11 protein-coding genes are annotated in these 20,193 nt (G+C 44.6%); all 11 read left to right on the forward strand.

The features are described 5' to 3' along the window. The first annotated feature begins 7 nt into the window (after positions 1-7). The 11 genes from C8U37_RS06835 (at position 8) to addA (ending at position 20,062) form a co-directional block, all read left to right on the forward strand. The gene (locus tag C8U37_RS06835; RefSeq protein WP_108032520.1) at positions 8-943 is read left to right on the forward strand and encodes an MFS transporter; all 936 of its coding nucleotides are present in this window, start codon (positions 8-10) and stop codon (positions 941-943) included. Positions 944-1,137: 194 nt separating this feature from the next. Next, complete coding sequence (locus tag C8U37_RS06840; RefSeq protein WP_108032590.1) at positions 1,138-2,106, forward strand: restriction endonuclease; 969 nt, start codon at positions 1,138-1,140, stop codon at positions 2,104-2,106. Positions 2,107-2,561: 455 nt separating this feature from the next. Then, a complete protein-coding gene (locus C8U37_RS06850) occupies positions 2,562-3,164 on the forward strand; it encodes a helix-turn-helix domain-containing protein (RefSeq protein WP_245879779.1) in 603 nt (200 codons plus the stop codon). Between the two features lie 20 nt (positions 3,165-3,184). Then, positions 3,185-4,708: a class I SAM-dependent DNA methyltransferase gene (locus tag C8U37_RS06855; RefSeq protein WP_108032523.1), complete on the forward strand. Its 1,524-nt coding sequence runs from the start codon at positions 3,185-3,187 to the stop codon at positions 4,706-4,708. Beyond that, positions 4,698-5,942 carry a restriction endonuclease subunit S gene (locus C8U37_RS06860; RefSeq protein WP_108032524.1) on the forward strand — a complete coding sequence of 415 codons (1,245 nt, stop codon included), beginning with the start codon at positions 4,698-4,700 and terminating at the stop codon, positions 5,940-5,942. The genes C8U37_RS06855 and C8U37_RS06860 overlap by 11 nt, the downstream gene beginning before the upstream one ends. 8 nt (positions 5,943-5,950) lie before the next feature. Further along, positions 5,951-6,382 carry a HEPN family nuclease gene (locus tag C8U37_RS06865; RefSeq protein WP_108032525.1) on the forward strand — a complete coding sequence of 144 codons (432 nt, stop codon included), beginning with the start codon at positions 5,951-5,953 and terminating at the stop codon, positions 6,380-6,382. Positions 6,383-6,399: 17 nt separating this feature from the next. Beyond that, a complete protein-coding gene (locus tag C8U37_RS06870) occupies positions 6,400-9,648 on the forward strand; it encodes a type I restriction endonuclease subunit R (protein WP_108032526.1) in 3,249 nt (1,082 codons plus the stop codon). Between the two features lie 291 nt (positions 9,649-9,939). Then, positions 9,940-11,133: a hypothetical protein gene (locus C8U37_RS06875; RefSeq protein WP_108032527.1), complete on the forward strand. Its 1,194-nt coding sequence runs from the start codon at positions 9,940-9,942 to the stop codon at positions 11,131-11,133. 1 nt (position 11,134) lies between these two features. Then, positions 11,135-12,247: a hypothetical protein gene (locus tag C8U37_RS06880; RefSeq protein WP_108032528.1), complete on the forward strand. Its 1,113-nt coding sequence runs from the start codon at positions 11,135-11,137 to the stop codon at positions 12,245-12,247. Positions 12,248-12,602: 355 nt separating this feature from the next. Beyond that, positions 12,603-16,250 (forward strand): PD-(D/E)XK nuclease family protein, encoded by a 3,648-nt coding sequence (locus C8U37_RS06885; RefSeq protein WP_108032529.1) that lies wholly within the window; start codon positions 12,603-12,605, stop codon positions 16,248-16,250. Next, positions 16,250-20,062, forward strand: a complete 3,813-nt coding sequence (gene addA, locus C8U37_RS06890; protein ID WP_108032591.1) for a helicase-exonuclease AddAB subunit AddA — start codon at positions 16,250-16,252, stop codon at positions 20,060-20,062. The genes C8U37_RS06885 and addA overlap by 1 nt, the downstream gene beginning before the upstream one ends. Positions 20,063-20,193 lie beyond the last annotated feature (131 nt).

Raw genomic sequence — 20,193 nt, forward strand, 5'->3', positions numbered from 1 at the left:
CCTCCTGTTGGCCAACGGCAGATCCTTGCTTGCATTCTACTCAGCGGCAATCGTCATCGGGATTTTCATGATGTCTTCAACTTCTATCGTTGCTGCAATGATCGGCCTGAGCACCGCCATCACGAGCGCTGTTGTCCCGTCTTTCATCCAAAATTATGGTTGGGAAAAAGGCTTCCTGTTATTGGGCGCCATGTACGCTGTCGCGTTGTTCCTGGGAGCATTCCTGCTGATCGAAAAGCCTGCTGATGTAGGCATGTTACCTTATGGCGTGACGCAAGATTCGCTTGCGGCAGCAGCGGAGCAAGCAGCGAATGAGGCTTCGTCGGCAAACATCAAACATAAAGATACGGATATGACTTATGTGCAAGCATTGCGTTCGCCGGTATTCTACTTATTGGCCGTGGCTTTCGTGTGTTTCGCAATGATTTCTACCTTCACGCAACAAATTCCGATATTCTTTACGACAAAAGGCGCTACCGATGTTCAGGCGGGGATGATTTTGTCGATTGCATCCATCGTCATGATTGCATCAAAAGTCGTCATGGGCCTGGTCAGCGACAAGCTGGGTGCAACGAAAGCATTCTATATCTTCACGGCAATCTACATCTTTGCATTCTGCATCTTTGCCGCAACCGATAACATCAAAATCCTAATCGGCGGAGCGATGATTTATGCAGTGAGCACAGGCGTTCCTGCCGTAATGAACCAACTAGTGACGTTAGAGGTTTTGGGTAAAAAAGAATTCACCGCCGTTTGGGGCATCCTATCGATAGCAGCCAGCCTAGGCTTAGCTTTGGGCGGCCCGCTGCTGGGTTACTTCTACGATGCAACCGGCAATTACAATACAACTATCATCGTCAGCATCGTCTTCATGATCGTTTGCTTAGCTTCATTCTTCTTTGCGGTAACCTTAAGAAACCGCGAGCTTAAAAAGGCTAAATAGCAAATATATAGTCAAAAATAAGGTCGGGACTTCGGTTCTGGCCTTTTTACGTATTTTTAAAATATTTAGTTGTTGCTCAATATGTTAATCATTGAGATAATTAAAATGTCATTAAGAAAAAAACATCCCATAGTAACAGGATGGGATGTTGGCAAGAGTCTGGTATGAAAACTGAGATGGAGGCGAAGTGCATAGTGAATAAGGATTGGGAAAAATTAAAGCAATCAAAGGATGGTATTCCAACTTATGATTCACTTTATCCATACATATTATTGGTTTTGAAGGATAAATCTGAGCAAACGAATAAACAAATTTCGAAAGCAGTTTTTGAGTATTTACATATTCCATCTGAAATTATTCGAATAAAATATCCAAAGTATCCTGAGGCAGACGGCATACTTGAGAATCGATTCAGTTTTGCTCTAACTGATTTATATAGAGCAGGAGCTATCGCAAGACCCAGAAGGGCTACATATACCATTACCGAATTTGGAATTAAACTTTTGAGTAGCAAAGGGGATGAATTGACGAAAGACCTTTTGAAAAAGACTCCTGAATATATCAAGTATGAAGAAGAGATGAAGGTCAGAAATAAGAGTGACAACATTTTAGCCGATGAAGTCAATGATGAGGATCCAATTGATGAGCGCATCCGCATTATTGAGTTTTCAAAAAAAGTAAATAACGAAGTTGCCACAGAGTTGTTGGATAAAATTAGAAACATCAATCCTTATTTCTTTGAAAAATTAGTAATCGATTTACTGGACACTATGGGCTATGTTGGACCTAATGGTAATGCGATGGTTACAAGTAAGTCAAATGATGGAGGTATCGATGGCATTATTAATCAAGACCCATTAGGAACGAATACGGTGTATGTGCAAGCGAAGCGATACAAAGAAGACAACATTATTCAACGACCGGACATTCAAGGTTTCTATGGTGCCTTAGCAGGCATCAATGCTGATAGAGGCGTGTTTATCACCACTTCGCGGTTCTCTAAAGCTGCGACCGAGTATGCAATGCGTCAAGGAATTGTTCTTGTTGATGGTATTCAATTGACCGATATGATGCTGAAGTACAAAGTAGGTGTCCAAACGCATAAAAAAATAGAATTGCTTAAAATTGATGAAGACTATTTCGAGGAGAACACTCTTTATTAAGGGATTATTACCGATGACATTCAGAAGGGGATGCAAAATGTGATTGCTGAAATTCAAGGAAAAATGAGCCGAACAAGCTATAAGTCGATACAGTTTTGCAGTGACAACTGCATGCCTAGGACGATAGTGTCGCAGCATTTACATGCAAAAACAAATGTGAATAAAGAAAAAGGCGTAAGTAACTTCATTAAAATCCTTATGCCTTTTTGGGCGCCCACCATTGCAATAACTTAGTAATATTCATATTATTTTGATTCGAATTTCAGGATTAATCTGCGTAATAATAAATTCTCACGACATGTATGCGAGAATTTATGAAATATTTGAGGGAAACGGCTAAATTAAATCTTTTGACAGTAAGAGGCAAAAAGGTTATTAAAAAAAATATTTTATAGACCGAGTCAATAAAAAGGGGTAAACTAAATATGCACTAAGTCGTAACCTAATGTGGGGGTGTGAGTGGCTTGATAGGACTTGAATATGTTCTGAACCTCTATAGTATTCAACATATAGAGTTGGCACAAAAATTAGGCATCAAGAAGCAAAATATTAACATGTGGGTTAAGGGACGTCAAAACATACCCAAGAAGTATCTACCCGTTTTGGAAGATATCTTTGGGATTGATAGAACTTACTTCAGTAAAGAAATTACAGAAATTGATCAGCTGGAGATCCAAAAAGAAAAGATAAAGCGAGAACTGAAGCCTGTCGTTAAAAAAATTGAGCAGCATTTCTCCTTAGGCGAAATCAATGATTTGGTGGAAGTTCCAGTATATGACGAAGAAGAGATGAATGCCATTGAGTGGGAGATTGAGAGAAGGTCGCTGATGGCCAGATTCAAAGCAGCGATGGAAGTGGTTGATGACAATCCCTATATGGATACGTATAGATTGATTGTTGAATTAATGGAAAAAGCTCAGCATGAAATCGTGCTGCAAAAAACAGTCGAGGCGTTGGCCCATTACTATCAGGTGTTACCGGATTGGGTTAGTACCGGATCCGAGCAAGATGAATATGAAGATGAGCTCTTTGAATTTTTTGATGACAATAACTATTGACAATCGGAGGGGAAATAAACATGGCAGAACAAACAGGAAACATTGGATTCGAGGAAACGCTCTGGAAAGCAGCGGATAAATTAAGGGGCAGCATGGATGCTAGTGAATATAAGCATGTGGTATTAGGGCTGATTTTTCTGAAGTACATATCTGACAAATTTGAAACGAAGTATAATGCACTTCTTGAGGAAGGTGCAGGATTTGAAGAAGACCGGGATGAGTATGAAGCGGAAAATATTTTTTGGGTTCCCAAGGAAGCACGATGGAGCTTCATCATGGACAATGCCAAGGATGCCAAAATAGGGCAGTTTATCGATGATGCGATGATTTTAACCGAAAAGGAAAATACTTCACTTAAAGGGGTATTGGACAAACGGTATGCAAGACCAGAAATTGATAAAAGACGGCTAGGTGAATTGATTGACCTAATTTCGACCATTAAGTTGCACCAGAATGGTGAAAAAGACTTGCTCGGCAGAGTTTACGAGTATTTCTTGGGTCAGTTTGCGTCTATTGAAGGCAAAGGCGGCGGAGAATTCTATACACCAACCAGCATTGTTAAGACGTTGGTTGAAATGATTGAACCATACCAAGGCAGAGTCTATGACCCTTGTTGCGGGTCCGGAGGTATGTTTGTACAGAGTGAAAAATTTGTCGAAGACCATCAGGGAAGGATCGAGAATCTTTCGATATATGGACAGGAAATGAATTCTACAACTTGGAAACTATGTAGAATGAACCTAGCAATCCGTGGACTGGATGCGAATCTTGGACTGCACCATGCTGACACCTTTCATCATGATATGCATAAGACCTTGAAGGCGGACTATATCCTTGCAAATCCTCCCTTTAATATCAGCGACTGGGGCGGTAATCACCTTGTGGATGATGTGCGCTGGAAGTACGGTATCCCACCAGTAGGGAATGCGAACTACGCTTGGCTTGAACACATGGTGTATCATCTTGCGCCGAATGGTGCAGCGGGTATCGTGTTAGCCAATGGCTCATTGAGTTCCAATACATCCAATGAAGGTGAGATAAGAAAGAATCTTCTAGAAGCAGATTTAGTGGATGCAATTGTCGCGCTTCCCGAGAAGTTATTCTATTCGACGGGAATTCCGGTATCGCTTTGGATCCTCAATAGAAATAAGAAAGAGAATACTAGATTCCGAAACAGAGAGCATGAAATATTGTTCATTGATGCGAGACAGCTAGGAGAAATGATTGACCGTCGTCATAGAGAACTTAATGAAGGGGATATCGACAAGATTGCAAACACATATCATGAGTGGCGCAACCTGGATGGCGAATATGATGATCTCGAAGGTTTCTGTAAATCTGCAAAAATTGGAGAAATCAGAGAACACGAGTATATTCTTACTCCTGGAAGATACGTAGGCATAGAAAATGTAGAAGATGATGGTATTCCATTCGAGGAAAAGATGGGAGATATGACAGCTGAGCTAGCGGAACTCTTTGCCAAGTCCCGACACCTAGAGGATGAGATAAGAAAGAATCTAGGGGGGATTGGGTATGAGTTTTAATGATTGGGATGTATTAAGCTTAGAAGATACATGCTTTAAGATAACAGATGGTTCTCACTTTAGTCCAAAAGGTGTAAGAGAAGGGTATCCAATGCTTACAGTAAAAGATATGAGGGATTATGGATTTGATTATTCATCTTGTAAAAAAATATCGAAAGATGATTTTGATAAAATGATCAGCAATGATTGTGTACCAATAAAAAATGATGTGTTAGTAGCAAAAGATGGAAGTTATTTAAAACACATATTTACTGTCAGAGAAAACCGACAAGAGGCAGTTTTATCTTCAATTGCTATTTTTCGTCCAAATACGAAAATTATAAATTCAGATTATTTAAAGTATTTTATTATAAATCCAGTTACAAAAAAAATGATATCAGAAAATTATGTCAGCGGTTCGGCTATACCAAGAATAGTACTTAAAGATTTCAAAAAAATTAAAATCAAGGTACCAAGTTTAGAAGAACAACAAGCTATTGCACGTCTCCTTTCAACACTAGACGAAAAAATCGAAGTGAACAAACAAATCAATAAAAATCTGGAGAATATGGCCCAGGAGATTTTTAAAAAGTGGTTTGTAGATTTCGAATTCCCTAATGAAGAGGGTGAACCTTATAAGTCAAGCGGTGGAAAGATGGTTGAAAGCGAGCTTGGTTTGATTCCTGTAGGCTGGGAAGTGGTACAGTTAAAAGATATTGCAAATATTACTATGGGCCAATCGCCGAAGGGATCCTCATACAATGAGGATGGTATTGGAGAAGTTTTTTATCAAGGTCGTACTGATTTTACACAGAGATATCCAAATAGAAGATTATTTACAACAGAGCCAAAACGTATGGCGAATAAAGGTGATATATTGATGAGTGTAAGAGCCCCTGTTGGAGATTTAAATATAGCAAATGAAATATGCTGCATTGGTCGTGGATTATCTGCAATTAATTCTAAAAATGAGAATAATTCATTTTTATTTTATGGTTTAATGAAATTAAAAAATACGTTTGATGTTTATAATGGTGAAGGCACAATATTTGGTTCAATAAATAAAAATGACCTAAAATCTGTTAAAGTAATCAGGCCATTTAGAGGTTATGTCAGAGAATTCGAAAAAATTGTTTCACAATTTGATAAAGAATATTTAATTTTAGATAGTGAATCAAGAAATCTTATGAAACTTCGAGATACTATTCTCCCTAAACTTATGTCTGGAGAAATTCGCGTGCCAAGTGAGAATTGAGGTGTTGTATGGGAGAGTATAATAATTTTAATTATGATTTTATAGAAAGAACTTTGAAAATCCTAAAAGCGTATCATGGACCATACGGAGTAACGCAGATGATCAATTGTGCTGTGGGACTGTTAGTATTACCACAGCAAAAATTAGCACATCAATTACCAATAACGGATGTCGATGATTCTGGGGAATTTGGGATATACAAGAGTAATATAAGAAAGTGTAGGGGAGATTATAGTTTTAACAATGTGCTCCGCCACGTTAGAAATGGCATTGTACATGGGCACATCACGCAAGTCTCAACTAGAGATGGTGAAATTGAGAGTATTAAAATAGAAGATTTTTATAGGGGACAGAAGACTTTCGAAATAGTAGTCATGCCCAATCAATTGGAACAGTTTGCGATCTATACCGCAGAAGCAATCCTTGCTTCTAGATTGTAGAATAAAGGGGAATACACATGAGCCAATTTGAAAATTTTACGGAAGATCTTTTGGAAGAAGCAGCCATTGAGATACTGCAAAACTTGGGCTACGATTATACCTTCGGTCCAGATATCTCCTTGGGAGGAGATTATCCGGAACGGACTGATTATCGGGAAGTCATCCTGCCATCTAGAGTAAATGATGCACTCTTTAAAATCAATCGGGGACTCCCAAAAGAAGCACTGGAAGACGCCTATCGTCAGCTGATTACCTTCAACAGCCCAATTGTTGTAGAGAACAACAAATACTTTCATCAGCTCATGACGGAAGGGGTTGAAGTCAGCTTCAAGGAAGATGGTGTAATCCGGACAAAGAGAGCCAATATCATCGACTTCGAAAATCCGTTAAATAATGAATTCTTGGCAGTCAACCAATTTACGATCATTGAACACGAAGATCGCCGGCCGGATATCATTATATTCATCAATGGACTTCCATTAGTCCTGATTGAGTTGAAGTCTGCCAGCGATGAAAATGTAGGTATTGAGAATGCCTTTAATCAGATTCAGACCTATAAGCGGGATATCCCGTCTTTATTCCATTACAATGCGTTCTGTATCTTATCCGATGGAATCAACGCGAAGTCGGGAACCATCACTTCCAGTGAGGAGTGGTTTATGAATTGGCGTACCGTTGACGGTGAGAATGTGGAACCTCTTTCTAATCCGCAATATGAAGTACTGTTTAATGGCATGCTCCAAAAAGAGAGACTCTTGGATATCATCCATAACTTCCTTCTTTTCCAAGAATCGAAGGAACCAGAGAAGGATATCAGCGAAAAAAAGATAGGCGACAAAAAATCCATCATCAAAATTCTGGCAGCTTACCATCAGTACTTTGCAGTTAAGAAAGCCGTAATGAAAACCAAGGAGGCAACGCAAGAAAACGGGGATCGTCAAATTGGTGTTATTTGGCATACTCAGGGATCAGGAAAAAGTTATTCCATGGTATTTTATACAGCTGGTTTGGTTCAAGAGCTGAACAATCCTACGATTGTCGTCATTACTGACAGGAATGATTTGGATGAGCAACTGTTTACGACTTTTGCTAAATCCAAAGATATCCTAAGACAAACGCCAAAACAGGCTACTGTCAGAAAATTAACGGATGCACAAAAGTACAACCACAGCAATGGAAACAGCGTGGAAGTAAATGGATTGTACGATCTGTTGAACGACAGGGAGTCCGGCGGTATCATCTTTACCACCATTCAGAAATTTAAGCCGGAAGAAGGCGAAATGCCAGTTTTAACGGACCGGAAAAATGTCATCATCATCGCGGATGAAGCGCACCGTAGCCAATATGGATTGGAGGCGAAGGTGGACAGCAAGACCGGGGAAGTCACCTATGGCTATGCCAAATATCTTAGAGATGCCTTGCCCAATGCCTCCTTCATTGGATTTACCGGCACACCGATTGATTTAGAGGATCGCTCTACGGTGGCGGTGTTCGGTCATACCATCGATACCTATGATATGACGCAGGCTGTTGAAGATGAAGCGACCGTTCGTATTTATTATGAGAACCGGATCATCAAACTGGAGACGGATGAGGAAGAACTCACAAAAATCGATGATGAGTTTGAAGAGATAACAGAAGGCCAAGAGGATTTCGAGAGAGATAAGAATAAAACAAAATGGTCCAGGATGGAGGCAATTGTTGGCTCGCCGAACCGTATCAAAAAGCTGGCTGAAGATATTGTCATGCATTTTGAAGAAAAGGAGAAGAGCATCGACGGTAAAGCGATGATTGTCTGCATGAGTAGGCGCATTTGTGTGGAGCTTTATGATGCGATTAGCGATTTGAGGCCCGATTGGCACAGTGACGATGCAGACAAGGGGAAAATAAAAGTTGTCATGACCGGCAGTGCGTCCGATAATGAGAATCTACAGAAACATGTAGGCGGGAAACAGCGGAGAGACCTGTTGGCGAGACGGATGAAAGACAACGCTGATGAACTCAAAATTGTCATCGTGCGCGATATGTGGCTGACTGGCTTTGATGTGCCCTCCATGCATACAATGTACATCGATAAGCCCATGAAAAGCCATAACTTGATGCAGGCCATCGCCAGGGTCAATCGCGTCTTCAAGGAGAAATCCGGTGGCGTTGTCGTCGATTACATAGGGATTCTGGAGAATCTTAAAAATGCGCTGAATCAATACACCAACAGTGACCGCAGAAATACCGGTATTGATACAGATGTCGCTTTGGCTATCATGCTTGAGAAATTGGAAATCCTCAGCAATATGATGCATGGTTTTGATTATTTCAAATACATGGGAACCTCCCAAGTGGAGCGCATGCGTGCAATCGTGGGCGGGATGGACTTTGTGCTAGGCAAATCAGAGGAAGACCAGAAGGAATTCAAGAATACGGCACTGGAACTAGGGAAAGCGCATTCTTTGTGCGCCGCCACAGAAAAAGGCAAGCAGAAAGCGCTGGAAGTCAGTTATTTTAAAGCCGTTAAAGCAAGTCTGGCAAAATTAAAAGAGAAAGAAAATCCAGCCTTATCCAAAAAGGAAGTGGAAGCAAGACTTCACCAGCTTTTGGAAAGGTCCATCATCTCTGAGGAAATTATTGATGTCTTCGAAGCGATGGGGATAAAAAGACCTGAGATCTCGATACTGTCCGAAGAATTCCTTGAGGAAGTGCAACATATGCAGCAAAAAAATCTAGCCGTCGAGCTGCTGAAAAAACTACTTGAAGGAAACATTAAAGCGATGGAGAAAAGGAATCTGGTGAAATCAGAAAAATTCTCCGAGCGGTTAACAAAAGCACTCAATAAGTATCGTAATCAGGCGATAACAAATGCGGAGGTTATTGAAGAACTCATTCGGATGGCCCATGATATCAAGAAAATGAGCGAAGAAGAAGCTGAGTTAGGGCTCAGTGACGACGAGATAGCTTTCTATGATGCGCTCACTGCAGATGATATTGTGAAAAAATTGATGGAAGATGAAATCCTTAAGAAAATTGCACATGAACTCACCATTGCAATCCGAAACAATATTACCATCGACTGGAGCGTCAGAAAAAGCGCACGAGCCAGCATGAGAAAAGTAATCAAGAGACTCCTTAAAAAATACGATTATCCGCCAGATCAAGCAAAGAAAGCACTGATGATCGTTATGCGTCAAGCCGAACGAATGGCTGGCAATGTGCATGATGAAGGCATTTGGGACAGGGTAGCGGAAGGTGATGGGATTTACAAGAGGTTGTAAATTTTAGAAGATTCAATCAATCCAGAAGGTAATGTTGGGACAGAAGGATATCAAATTGTTTTTGAATTCAATTGATCAATACTTCTGTAATTGAAACATATTGTTCTCTGCAAAGAGACTATTTGCCAATTAATTATAAGTTAATTATCAGTTAGAATTACCGCTGAGAAAGATTTCAATAAAAAGAAATATCTGGGAAGTAGCAAAGGATTTGTTAGAAAAGACCATATACGAAAACATTTGGGAAATGTGAACTAGATTAGATTTATATATAAATTTTGGAGGTAAATTATGAAGATATTAGATGGAAAAATTGATGAAAGAAGTAATTGTGTATCTCTTCTTGCTTCAATGACCTTAGAAGAATATAAAACGCTGGTTTTTGAGTCATTTAATGCGGATGGGAATATTGAAGGGCAAAGAGGGGTAATAAAAAGATCGTCCGTTGCAAGTAAAATTAGAAAAAGGATGAATGATGATTTCATTAATGGGGCGCTATTTCCCCAAGTAGTTATTGGACTTTTATATGAGGAGAACGATTTTAAACAACTTAAACAGTTCAGCGAAGAACATGAATTATTTAAAGAAAGTTTAAGTGATATACAAAGTGCAAATATTTCAATAATAGATGGTATGCAACGAAGTGGGGTTTATTTCACAAACTTTGAAGGAAATGAATCTAGAGAAATTAGAGTTGAATTTTGGTTAACAAATCAGAGTACAAAATTATTATATAGAATGTTGGTGTTAAATACAGGTCAAGTGCCGTGGAATACAAGAAGACAGGTAGAAGTTATCTTTGGTAACCTTTCAAAAAATATGATAAGTGAGCTTAATAAAAAATTTCCAGATTTATCTGGGAAAATTGAAATTTTAGGTGTCGATGATGGTAAGCGCAGGAGTCAAGCCGGCAAATATCATAAATCTTCTATTATAGAAATGTATCTAGGCTTCAATACCAGAAAAGTAAAAGTTAATGTTTCTGATGAATTAGCTGACGAGTTTCAAAGATTTGACATGATGGAATCTATTGAAAAAGATGTTAATTTTAATTTGTTTGTTGAATGCCTTGGGTTTTTGTGTACTTTGGATTTGGCTTTTGCAAAATATAATAATGAAGACATTATTGAAATGCAGTTTAGGAGCGGAAAAGATGTTTTCACTAGCGCTCCAGCATGTTTAGGTTTTATAGTTGCTTGTTCAGAGTTCATAATGGGAAAAGTACCAGTTAACCGTACGGATGAAGAAAAAACAGCGCGCTTACAATCTCTCAGAGAAAAAGTAAATATTATTTTACAAAAAATGAATCAAATTGATGATATAGCATTTTTAGGCTTAAGCAGTTTAAGTGACGTCGTAGAAGAACTACCTAAAACAAAAATAGGAGATGAGATGAGAAGGTTATTCAAGAATGCGTTTACAGAAATTTTGCGTTATGATGATTTAGATGAGATACCGTCACTTGAGACTTTCTGGAGAGAATGATATGTCACAAAATGTTGTTAGTGTTATAGAAAATATATTTACGAGATTATCTGGACTAGTCGATGAAGAGGATAAGAGCAGGATTATTTCGACAAAGAGATATATTGTTATCGATGAAAAATATAAAAATGAAGCATTTAAAGCAGCAAAACATGCTGAAATTAAGCAAATAAGGACAAATGATCGAGTCAATATTTTTACTGCCAATTACAAGGAAGAAAGGTATATTGTTCTTCTAGAAAAGCATTTCAATATGTTGGATGTAGTAGGCTTGGTGAAGGAAAATGATGATGGCATCCAACAAGGTATAGGTATATTAGCGATGAGTTCAGATTGCATCTCAATTAAAGATGGCTTATCCTCGCTAGAGGTTATTAACCAATGTCTAGAGATTTCATCAGAAAATGGCGCTGATCATGTAGACTTTACATATAATCAAATTGCCGACTTTTTCGAAGAATTTATAGTTGCAAAAATTTTGAATACTAGTATTAAGGTTAGCTATATGGAAGACTTACTTAGGATGCATGGGATTATGCTTACTATTTCCTCAAATAATTCACTTAGCGATAAAGCTTGCGAAAATTTGCGAGATTTGTTATTTTTGGAGAGTAGCCGCAGTATCTCGACATCTATTATTAATCTAATTCAAAGTGGGATGAATGAACATAAATTCCTTCAGTTATACCAGTGCATAGAATATCTTTTTATTATACATAATGCTATTGAGTTATCAGAGAAATATCCAATTGATAAAAAAACTGCTGTAGGAATAATTGCTAACGAAGGTTTCCGTAGGACGGAAATATCTAATGTGGTGAATATTATTAGTACTTACACTGAAGGGTCCTTATTAAATAATTTTTATGATGCTTTTTTTCAAGGGGAAGAATGTAGTAACAAATCTGAAAAAGTAGCGAATTACATCTACAAAGTACGCTGTAATGTTGCGCATTTAAGGTATAATCAAGAACAGTTTCTAGAGACTATTCAATGGCGCGAACTTATAGAAAATGTAACTAATATAGTATTATCTATTTATAATACTATGGATGATAAAATAAATAAATTATGTAAAGATACGGATTCGTGGGTGTCGCTAGGGGAAAAATAAATCAATAAAATTAGTTTAATAACTAAAGTGTTTAGTGAATTGCTAAAATATATAAACAAGAAAATCGACGTTTTCCCATCAGAACATCGTTGAAATTTATATAATGAAATTTGATGGGAAAGACTTTTGATACAAGCTTTATAATGATAGAACTACCTTATAATATTTGCGGGAATCGAAGCTTAAAATTTCATGCAGATTCCTAGTTCTTCGGCGTTTTTATTTTCAGAAAAATAAAAAGCGGTAATCCTCAAATTCAGGATTTCCGCTTTTTTATTTACCGCAAATCTGAATGTTTCCTCACCCCCTTATGGTAAAATAGCCTTATTGACTTACACGAACAGGAGGCGATCCTATGGGGTTGCAGTTTATTTTAGGCAAGGAATCGGCGGATAAGAAGCAGGCGATCTACGGGCGGATTTCGCGGATCATGACGGAGGAGCCGGATGCGGATATATTTGTGCTGGTGCCGGAGCATGCGAAGTTCGAAGCGGAGATGTCGATCCTGGATAATTTGTGGGATTTGGGCGATTTCAAGGGGCAGGACATGATCGGCTCGATGAATCTGCAGACGTTCAGTTTCAGCCGGCTGGCGTGGTATCTGCTGAAGAAGTCGCCGATTTTCCAGCGGCAGCAATTGACCGAAGCCGGCTTGAGCATGCTGGTGCGGAAAATCCTTTTGGAGAAGGAGCAGGATCTGATCCTTTTCCGGAGAGAGGCCAACAAGGAAGGCTTCATTCAGCAACTGACGGATTTGTTTTTGGAGCTGCGCAGCGGCCGGATCGAAGAGGGCGACCTGCTGGAGATGCTTTCGAAGCAGGAAGACTCTTCCAACGGCACGGATTTCCAGCTCAAACTGGAGGAATTGACGACTCTTTACCATGCTTTCAATGAAGCGCTGCTGGACAAATACCTCGAAAAGGAAGTCATCCTCGAGGCGCTGGCCGGCGTCATCGAATCGCTGGATATGCAGCATACTTATATTTTCATCGACGGCTTTTACCGCTTCACCGCCCGCGAACTGCAGATCGTCACGACGCTGCTGCGTTCGGCGAAGCAGGTGACGATCACATTGGCGTTGGATAAGGCCTACGTCAGCGAAGCGCCGGCTATGCACCAGCTGTTCTACACGGCCGGTTCGACTTACCACATGCTGTATCATTTGGCGCGCGGCATGGGTGTGCCAGTCATGAAGGACCACTGGATCGCCAAAGACACGGACGGCTACTGCGACGGCATCCTCCGGCTGGAAGAATACTGGATCGCATCCTCTGAAGTGAACGGGAACAAGTTGCAGGATTCGTTCGCCTTGACGGAGGAACAACGCGCATCCATCCAGATCTGGGGCTGCGAAACGAAACAGGCGGAAGTTTTTCATGTTGCGAACCACATCAAAAAACTGGTCGCCGAAGAAAACTACCGCTACAAGGACATCCTGATCCTGGCGCGGACGGTCGAGGAGTACGAGACGATCGTGAAGCCAATCTTCGACCAGACCGGGATGGATGTCTTCTACGATAAGGCCGATGCCATGAAACACCACCCGTTCATGGATTTCATCGACGCCCTGTTCCGCATCCGCCGCCATCATTGGCGCTACCCGGACATCATGCGCCTCTTGCGCACGGAACTGGTGACGCCGGTGACGCACGAAAAGGCGGAGGACTTGCAGGCGACGCTGGCTGCGGTGCTGCAGTTCCGCGAAAAGGTCGATGTGACGGAAAACGTCATGCTGGCCTACGGGTTTGAAGGCAACCGCTGGATCACGAAGGAGGACTGGTATTTTGCCCGCTTCAAGGATGAGGACGGCAACGACCAGCAAAGCCCGGAAGACAAGCTGATCTGGGAAAACGCCAACGATGTCCGCAACTTTCTGAAGGATCTGTTGCTGCCTTTCCACCAGAAGATGGCGAAGGCCAAAACCGGCCGAGAAGCCGCAACCTTGCTGTACAATTTCCTTGTTGCGGCCAAGGTCGACAGACAGATGATTTTCTGGCGGGACTTGTCCTTGGAACAGGAAAAGCTGACGGAGGCACGCCAGCAGGAGCAGATCTGGAAAGTCTTCCTGAACCTTTTGGATGAATACGTCGAACTGCTGGGGGACAGTCCTTTCAATGCGGCGGCTTTCCATGAGATCCTGATGACCGGCTTCCAGAATGCGACCTTCAGCCTGGTACCGCCGAGCATCGACCAGGTCGTCTTCTCGAGCATCGAGGGGGCGCGCTTCGAGCCGTCCAAGGTGGTCTTTTTGATGGGGATGACCCAGGACCATCTGCCGGCCCAGAAAGAGAGCAAATCGCTGTTGACGCAGGAGGACCGCGAAAAAATCAGCGGTTCGCTGAATGATAACAGTAATAATAGTAATAATGAAGAAAAATATCTGCACCCGACGACCGCCGAATCGATGGCCGCCGAACCGTACGTCGCCTATCAGGCTTTCCTTTCGGGTACGGACAAGCTCATCTTCAGCTATCCGATGAGTTCGGAGGACAGCAAAAAGTCGCCGAAGCTTTCGCCTTACGTTGCGCGCATCGCCGCCGCCCTGGACATCCCGGTCGTGGTGAAGCCGCAGGACATCGCCGACGCGGAAGACACAACCGCCTTTTTGGGCACGAAGGAACAGAACATCAGCCAGCTTGTCCACCTTTTGCGCCAACAACGGACGACGAAGGAGCCGATCCCGACTTTGTGGAAATACATCCTGGCCTACATCTCCAAGGTGCCGGACGCAAACCGGATCATGCGCCAGGTGTTCACCAGCCTCTGGCACAAGAACGTGCCGAGCAAGCTGACGGCGCCGGTCGCCGAAAAGCTTTACGGGAAAGAGCTCTATCTTTCGGTCTCACAGCTGGAACGCTATTTCGAAGATCCTTACAGCCATTTCCTGCAATACGGCTTGAAGCTGAAGGAAAGGGCCAAATACGAGCTGTCTCCGGCTGGGACAGGCGAATTTTTCCATGAAGCACTGGAACTCATCGTCAACCAGCTGAAGAGCCGTTTGATCGATACCGACAACCTGAGCGAAGAGACGGTGCAGCACATCGCCGATGCGGTGCTGCAGGACCTCTACGGCAAAGAGAAATACACGATCCTGTCCACTTCCAACCGGATGGGCTTCATCCGCGAGCAATTGGGCGAAACGATCCAGAAGATGGCTTGGGTCATCAATCAGCACGGCAGGCGGACGGCGCTCCGGAACATCCGGACCGAAGCGGTGTTCGGCCAGATGCGCGACGCGGCCATGCTGGACGGGCTGCATATGCCGCTGAACAACGGCGGCACGCTGCACATCCGCGGCAAGATCGACCGCATCGACCTGGTCAACAGCGGCAGCGAGAACTATCTGACCATCCTCGACTACAAATCGAGTGCGCACAGTTTCAATTTCTCCGACGCCTACTACGGCTTGGCGATGCAGATGATCACCTATCTGGATGTGGCGCTCCTGAATGCGGACAAACTGCTGGCCGGGAAAACCTTGCCGGCCGGCGCCTTCTATCTGCACATCAAGAATCCGTTCATCAAGCAGAACAACTTCCTGACGCTCGAGGAATACCAGCAGACGATCATTTCCGACTACAAACTGAAGGGGCTGCTGCTGAACGACCCGGCTGTACTCGATACAATCGATCCGGCTGTGGAAAGCGGCCAGTCATCGCAAGTGTTCCCTTTCAACAAGCTGAAGGGCGGTAATCTCGGCAAGAAGAACGAATTGATTTCCTTGGATGATTTCCAACGGCTGATCAACAAAAACCGGGCCAACATGGTCGAAGCCGGCGAGAAAATCCTCTCCGGCGACCTGAAGCTTGATCCGATCAAGGACCGGCCGTATACGCCATCCGTCAGCGGGCCTTACCGCGCAATTTCGCAGTTCGACAATACGCTGCCGGAGAACCGTTACCGGAAGTACGTCAAGCTGTCGAAGGAGGACGTGCTTGCGAAGATCAAGGAAGAAATGCAGGATGGACAGGAAGATATCAATCAGGAAGGGGATGAAGCATGATGACTGGCATTCCGGCACGCACACCCAATGAAAAATTCACGGAAACGCAATGGCAAGCCATCTACCAGACCGGCGACAATATCCTCGTTTCCGCATCGGCGGGATCAGGCAAAACAACCGTCCTGATTCAGCGGATCATCGAAAAAGTGAAGGGCGGAACGAACGTAGACGAGTTGTTGGTCGTAACCTTCACCGAATCCGCCGCCAAGGAGATGAAGGAGCGGATGACGAGCGCCATCCAGACCGCCATCAACGAAGCCCAGTCTCAGGAACAGTACCTGCATCTGATCAAACAGCTTTCCTTGATGCCGCAAGCGAACATCTCGACGATCCACGCCTTCTGTCTGAAGGTCATCCAGCGCTATTTCTATCTGATCGATCTGGATCCGGTCTTCCGTCTGTTGGCGGACACGATCGAAGTCGAGCTGCTGAAGGAGGACGTCTGGGAGGAACTCAAAGAGACGCTCTACGGCGAACCGGACACCTTCTTCAAGAATTTGGCCAAGGCTTATTCGAAGGACCGCAGCGATGACGACCTGATGAAGCTGGTCTTCTCGCTCTACGAGTTTTCGCGCGCCAATCCGAATCCTTACCACTGGCTGGATTCCTTGCCGACGCTGTACAACACCGAAGACGGCCTTGTGAACAGCCTGCTCTATCAGGAACTGCTGAAGCCGCAGATGCTGAGCCTGACCGAAGGCATCCGCTACGACGCGGAACAGGCCCTGCATTTGGCCGGCGATGATGTGGAGACGGCGGCACAGCGGGAATTGCTGGAAACCGAAAAGGGCTACGCCGAGCAACTACTGGAAGCAATCGAGCAGGACGACTACGAAAAAGGCTACCGCATCGTGACGGAACAGCTGAACTTCGCGCGCTGGACGAGTGCAAAGAAAGCCGATGACGATGAGCTGAAGGAGCGCAAAGGCCAATTGAAGGCGATGCGCGACAAATACAAGGATGATTTCGGCGACTTGACGAAGCAATACTTCAACCGCCCGCTCGCGGAACAAGAACAAGTGCTGAACGGCATTTTCCCGTATGCCGAGGAAATGGCGCGCGTGACGAAGCGCTTCTCGGAAGCGTATTGGGAACGCAAATTGGCGGACAATGTGCTGGACTTTAACGACCTGGAGCACCTGACGCTGCAGATTTTGGCGCCTATCGTTGACGGGGAACGCAAACTGAGCGACGCCGGGGCCTATTACCGCAGCAAATTCCAGGAAGTCCTGATCGACGAGTACCAGGACGTGAACCAACTGCAGGAAAGCATTCTCTACTGGGTCACCCGGCACCAGCCGGAAACCGAGAACCTGTTCATGGTGGGCGACGTCAAACAATCGATCTATGCGTTCCGTTTGGCAGACCCGAGCCTGTTCCTGCGCAAATACGCGGCCTTCGCCGACAGGAACGGCGGGGAACGGATCATTCTGGCGGAAAACTTCCGTTCACGCGCAGAAGTCATCGGTTTCACGAATTTCATCTTCGAACAGCTGATGGACGAGCAGGTGGGGCAAATGGCCTACGACGAAGCCGCCAAACTGCAGGCCGGAAACAAATCCTTCCCGGAAAGCGAACGCAACCAGACGGAGCTCTTGATCTACCTGTCGGAAACCGCCGACAATAATGAAGAAGCAGCTATGACACCGGAGAACGATCTTGAAGCCGACATGACCATCGACGACAAGACCGCCGGCGAAGTGACGATGGTGGCGCAGAAGATCAAAGCTTTGATCGACGAACACTATCCGATCTACGACAAAAAAACGAAGACCGAAAGGCCGCTGTCCTTCCGCGATATCGTGCTGCTGACGCCGACGAAGAAGAACAACCTGGTCATCCTGGAGATCTTCAAGGACTTCCAGATACCGGTCATCCTGAACGACACGGAAAGCTATTTTCAGCGGACCGAAGTCTCGATCATCCTCTCCTTGCTGAAGGTGATCGACAATCCGCGCCAAGATATCCCGCTTGCGGCCGTCTTGCGTTCGCCGATCGTCGGTTTGGACGAGAAGCAGTTGGCGCTGATCCGCATCCAGCACAAAAACGGCGATTTCTACGATGCGGTGCAGCATTTCCTGAAAAGCTACGCTGCCAGCGCACTGGAGCAGAGCGGCGAGCTCAAGGAGATCTCCGGCAAGCTTGCGCACTTCCTCGGGCAGCTGAATGAATGGCGCAGCCTCGCCAGACGGAGCAGCCTGGTCAGTTTGATTTGGACGATATACAACGACACCCATTTCCTGGACTATGTCGGAGGATTGGTCGCCGGCAAACAGCGGACGGCCAACCTGCATGCCCTGTACGAACGGGCCAAAAAGTACGAGGAAACGAACTACAAAGGCCTGTTCCAGTTCATTCGCTTCATCGAGAAGATCCAGCAGCGCGACAAGGATTTGGCCGAGCCGACTTCCTTCAGCGACGACGAGGATGCGGTGCGGGTGATGACCATCCACGCCAGCAAAGGCTTGGAATTCCCGGTCGTCTTCCTGATGGACTTGTCGAAACGCTTCAACCTGAGCGACACCCAGAGCAAATACATCTTCTCCGAGACGCACGGATTGGGGACGGATTATTTCGATGTCGCGCAGCGGGTGCAGTACCCGTCCTTGGCGCGCCAGGCATTGGCGATCGAGAAGAAGAAGAAACTCCTTGCCGAAGAGATGCGCAAATTGTACGTGGCCTTGACGCGGGCGGAGCAGAAGCTCTTCCTGATCGGATCCTACAAATCCGAGGAGAAAATGTGGGCCGATTGGCAAGTGGCGGACGGAACGAGCGGGAAACTGCTGCCTGACTACCTGCGCCTGCAGTCGTCGACGCTGATGAAGTGGCTGGGCATGTCGCTCTATCGCCACCAGGATGCCGAAAACGATTATTTCGCCCGCGAATACCGCGGGGAGTTGACGCAGTACCCGGTCCGTTTCAGCATCAGCACTTTCCGCGAGGAGGACCTGCTGTCGTATATTCCGGTGGCGTTGGAGGAAATCAACGAATCGGGATGGAAGGACGAAATCGAGAAGCTCGCCAACGGCAAAATCGAGGCGCACGAGCATTCGCTTGCGGAGGATATGCGCTTGGCGGTTGCGCTGATGGAGGCGGAATACCCGCACCAGGCGGCAACGACGACGACCAGCTACCAGTCCGTTTCGGAAATCAAGCGTTTGTTCGAGGATCCGGATGAGACGCATATGCTGAAATTGGATTTGGCCGATACGAAACGCGTGTCGCGTTATGTCGAACCCGATTTCCCTAGGCCAAGGTTCATGCAGGAAACGGTGACGCCGACAAGCGCCGAAATCGGTACGGCAACGCATTTTGTGATGCAGTCGGTGGATTTGTCGTTGGACATCACGGAAGCCTACATCGCGCAACTGTTGGCCGAATTGACGGAGGATGGACTGCTGGAGGAAGCCGTAGCCAAGAAAATCGATGCGGAACAGATCGCGCAGTTCTTCGAAACCGATCTGGGGCAGGAAATCCAGGCGAACGCGGACAAAGTGAAACGGGAAATGCCGTTTTCGCTGCTGATCCCAGCCGGCCGCATTTTCGAGGAGATCCGGGAAGAGGACGGCGACAACCTGCTGATCCACGGTATCATCGACGGCTTCATCGAATACGACGATTACATCGTCCTCTATGACTTCAAGACCGATTTCGTCGGCGACCGTGCGCCGGTTTTGCCGGAGAACATCGTCGAGAAGTACAAAGGCCAGATGAATCTGTACAAAAAAGGGCTCGAGACGATCCGCCACAAGCCTGTAAGCGCGGCGTATCTTGCGCTGTTGTCGAACCATACGAATGTAAAAATACAATGAAAGAAGATGCACCAGCCTTGGCCAAAGCCAAAGTTGGTGCATCTTCTTTTCTTTTTAGTGCTTCTTATTCGGTCGCATGTGTGAAATTTCACCTTGTAAATAATTAATTTTAAAGTATAATACGAGATGTA

The organism is Trichococcus patagoniensis (genome assembly GCF_003051085.1).
GTDB lineage: Bacteria > Bacillota > Bacilli > Lactobacillales > Aerococcaceae > Trichococcus > Trichococcus patagoniensis.

What these genes read in the sequence shown, in the direction of transcription:
- C8U37_RS06880 (WP_108032528.1), top strand. Translation starts at nt 11,135, where the DNA reads ATGTCACAAAATGTTGTTAGTGTTATAGAAAATATATTTACGAGATTA.
- C8U37_RS06870 (WP_108032526.1), top strand. Translation starts at nt 6,400, where the DNA reads ATGAGCCAATTTGAAAATTTTACGGAAGATCTTTTGGAAGAAGCAGCC.
- C8U37_RS06860 (WP_108032524.1), top strand. Translation starts at nt 4,698, where the DNA reads ATGAGTTTTAATGATTGGGATGTATTAAGCTTAGAAGATACATGCTTT.
- C8U37_RS06855 (WP_108032523.1), top strand. Translation starts at nt 3,185, where the DNA reads ATGGCAGAACAAACAGGAAACATTGGATTCGAGGAAACGCTCTGGAAA.
- C8U37_RS06865 (WP_108032525.1), top strand. Translation starts at nt 5,951, where the DNA reads ATGGGAGAGTATAATAATTTTAATTATGATTTTATAGAAAGAACTTTG.
- addA (WP_108032591.1), top strand. Translation starts at nt 16,250, where the DNA reads ATGACTGGCATTCCGGCACGCACACCCAATGAAAAATTCACGGAAACG.
- C8U37_RS06885 (WP_108032529.1), top strand. Translation starts at nt 12,603, where the DNA reads ATGGGGTTGCAGTTTATTTTAGGCAAGGAATCGGCGGATAAGAAGCAG.
- C8U37_RS06875 (WP_108032527.1), top strand. Translation starts at nt 9,940, where the DNA reads ATGAAGATATTAGATGGAAAAATTGATGAAAGAAGTAATTGTGTATCT.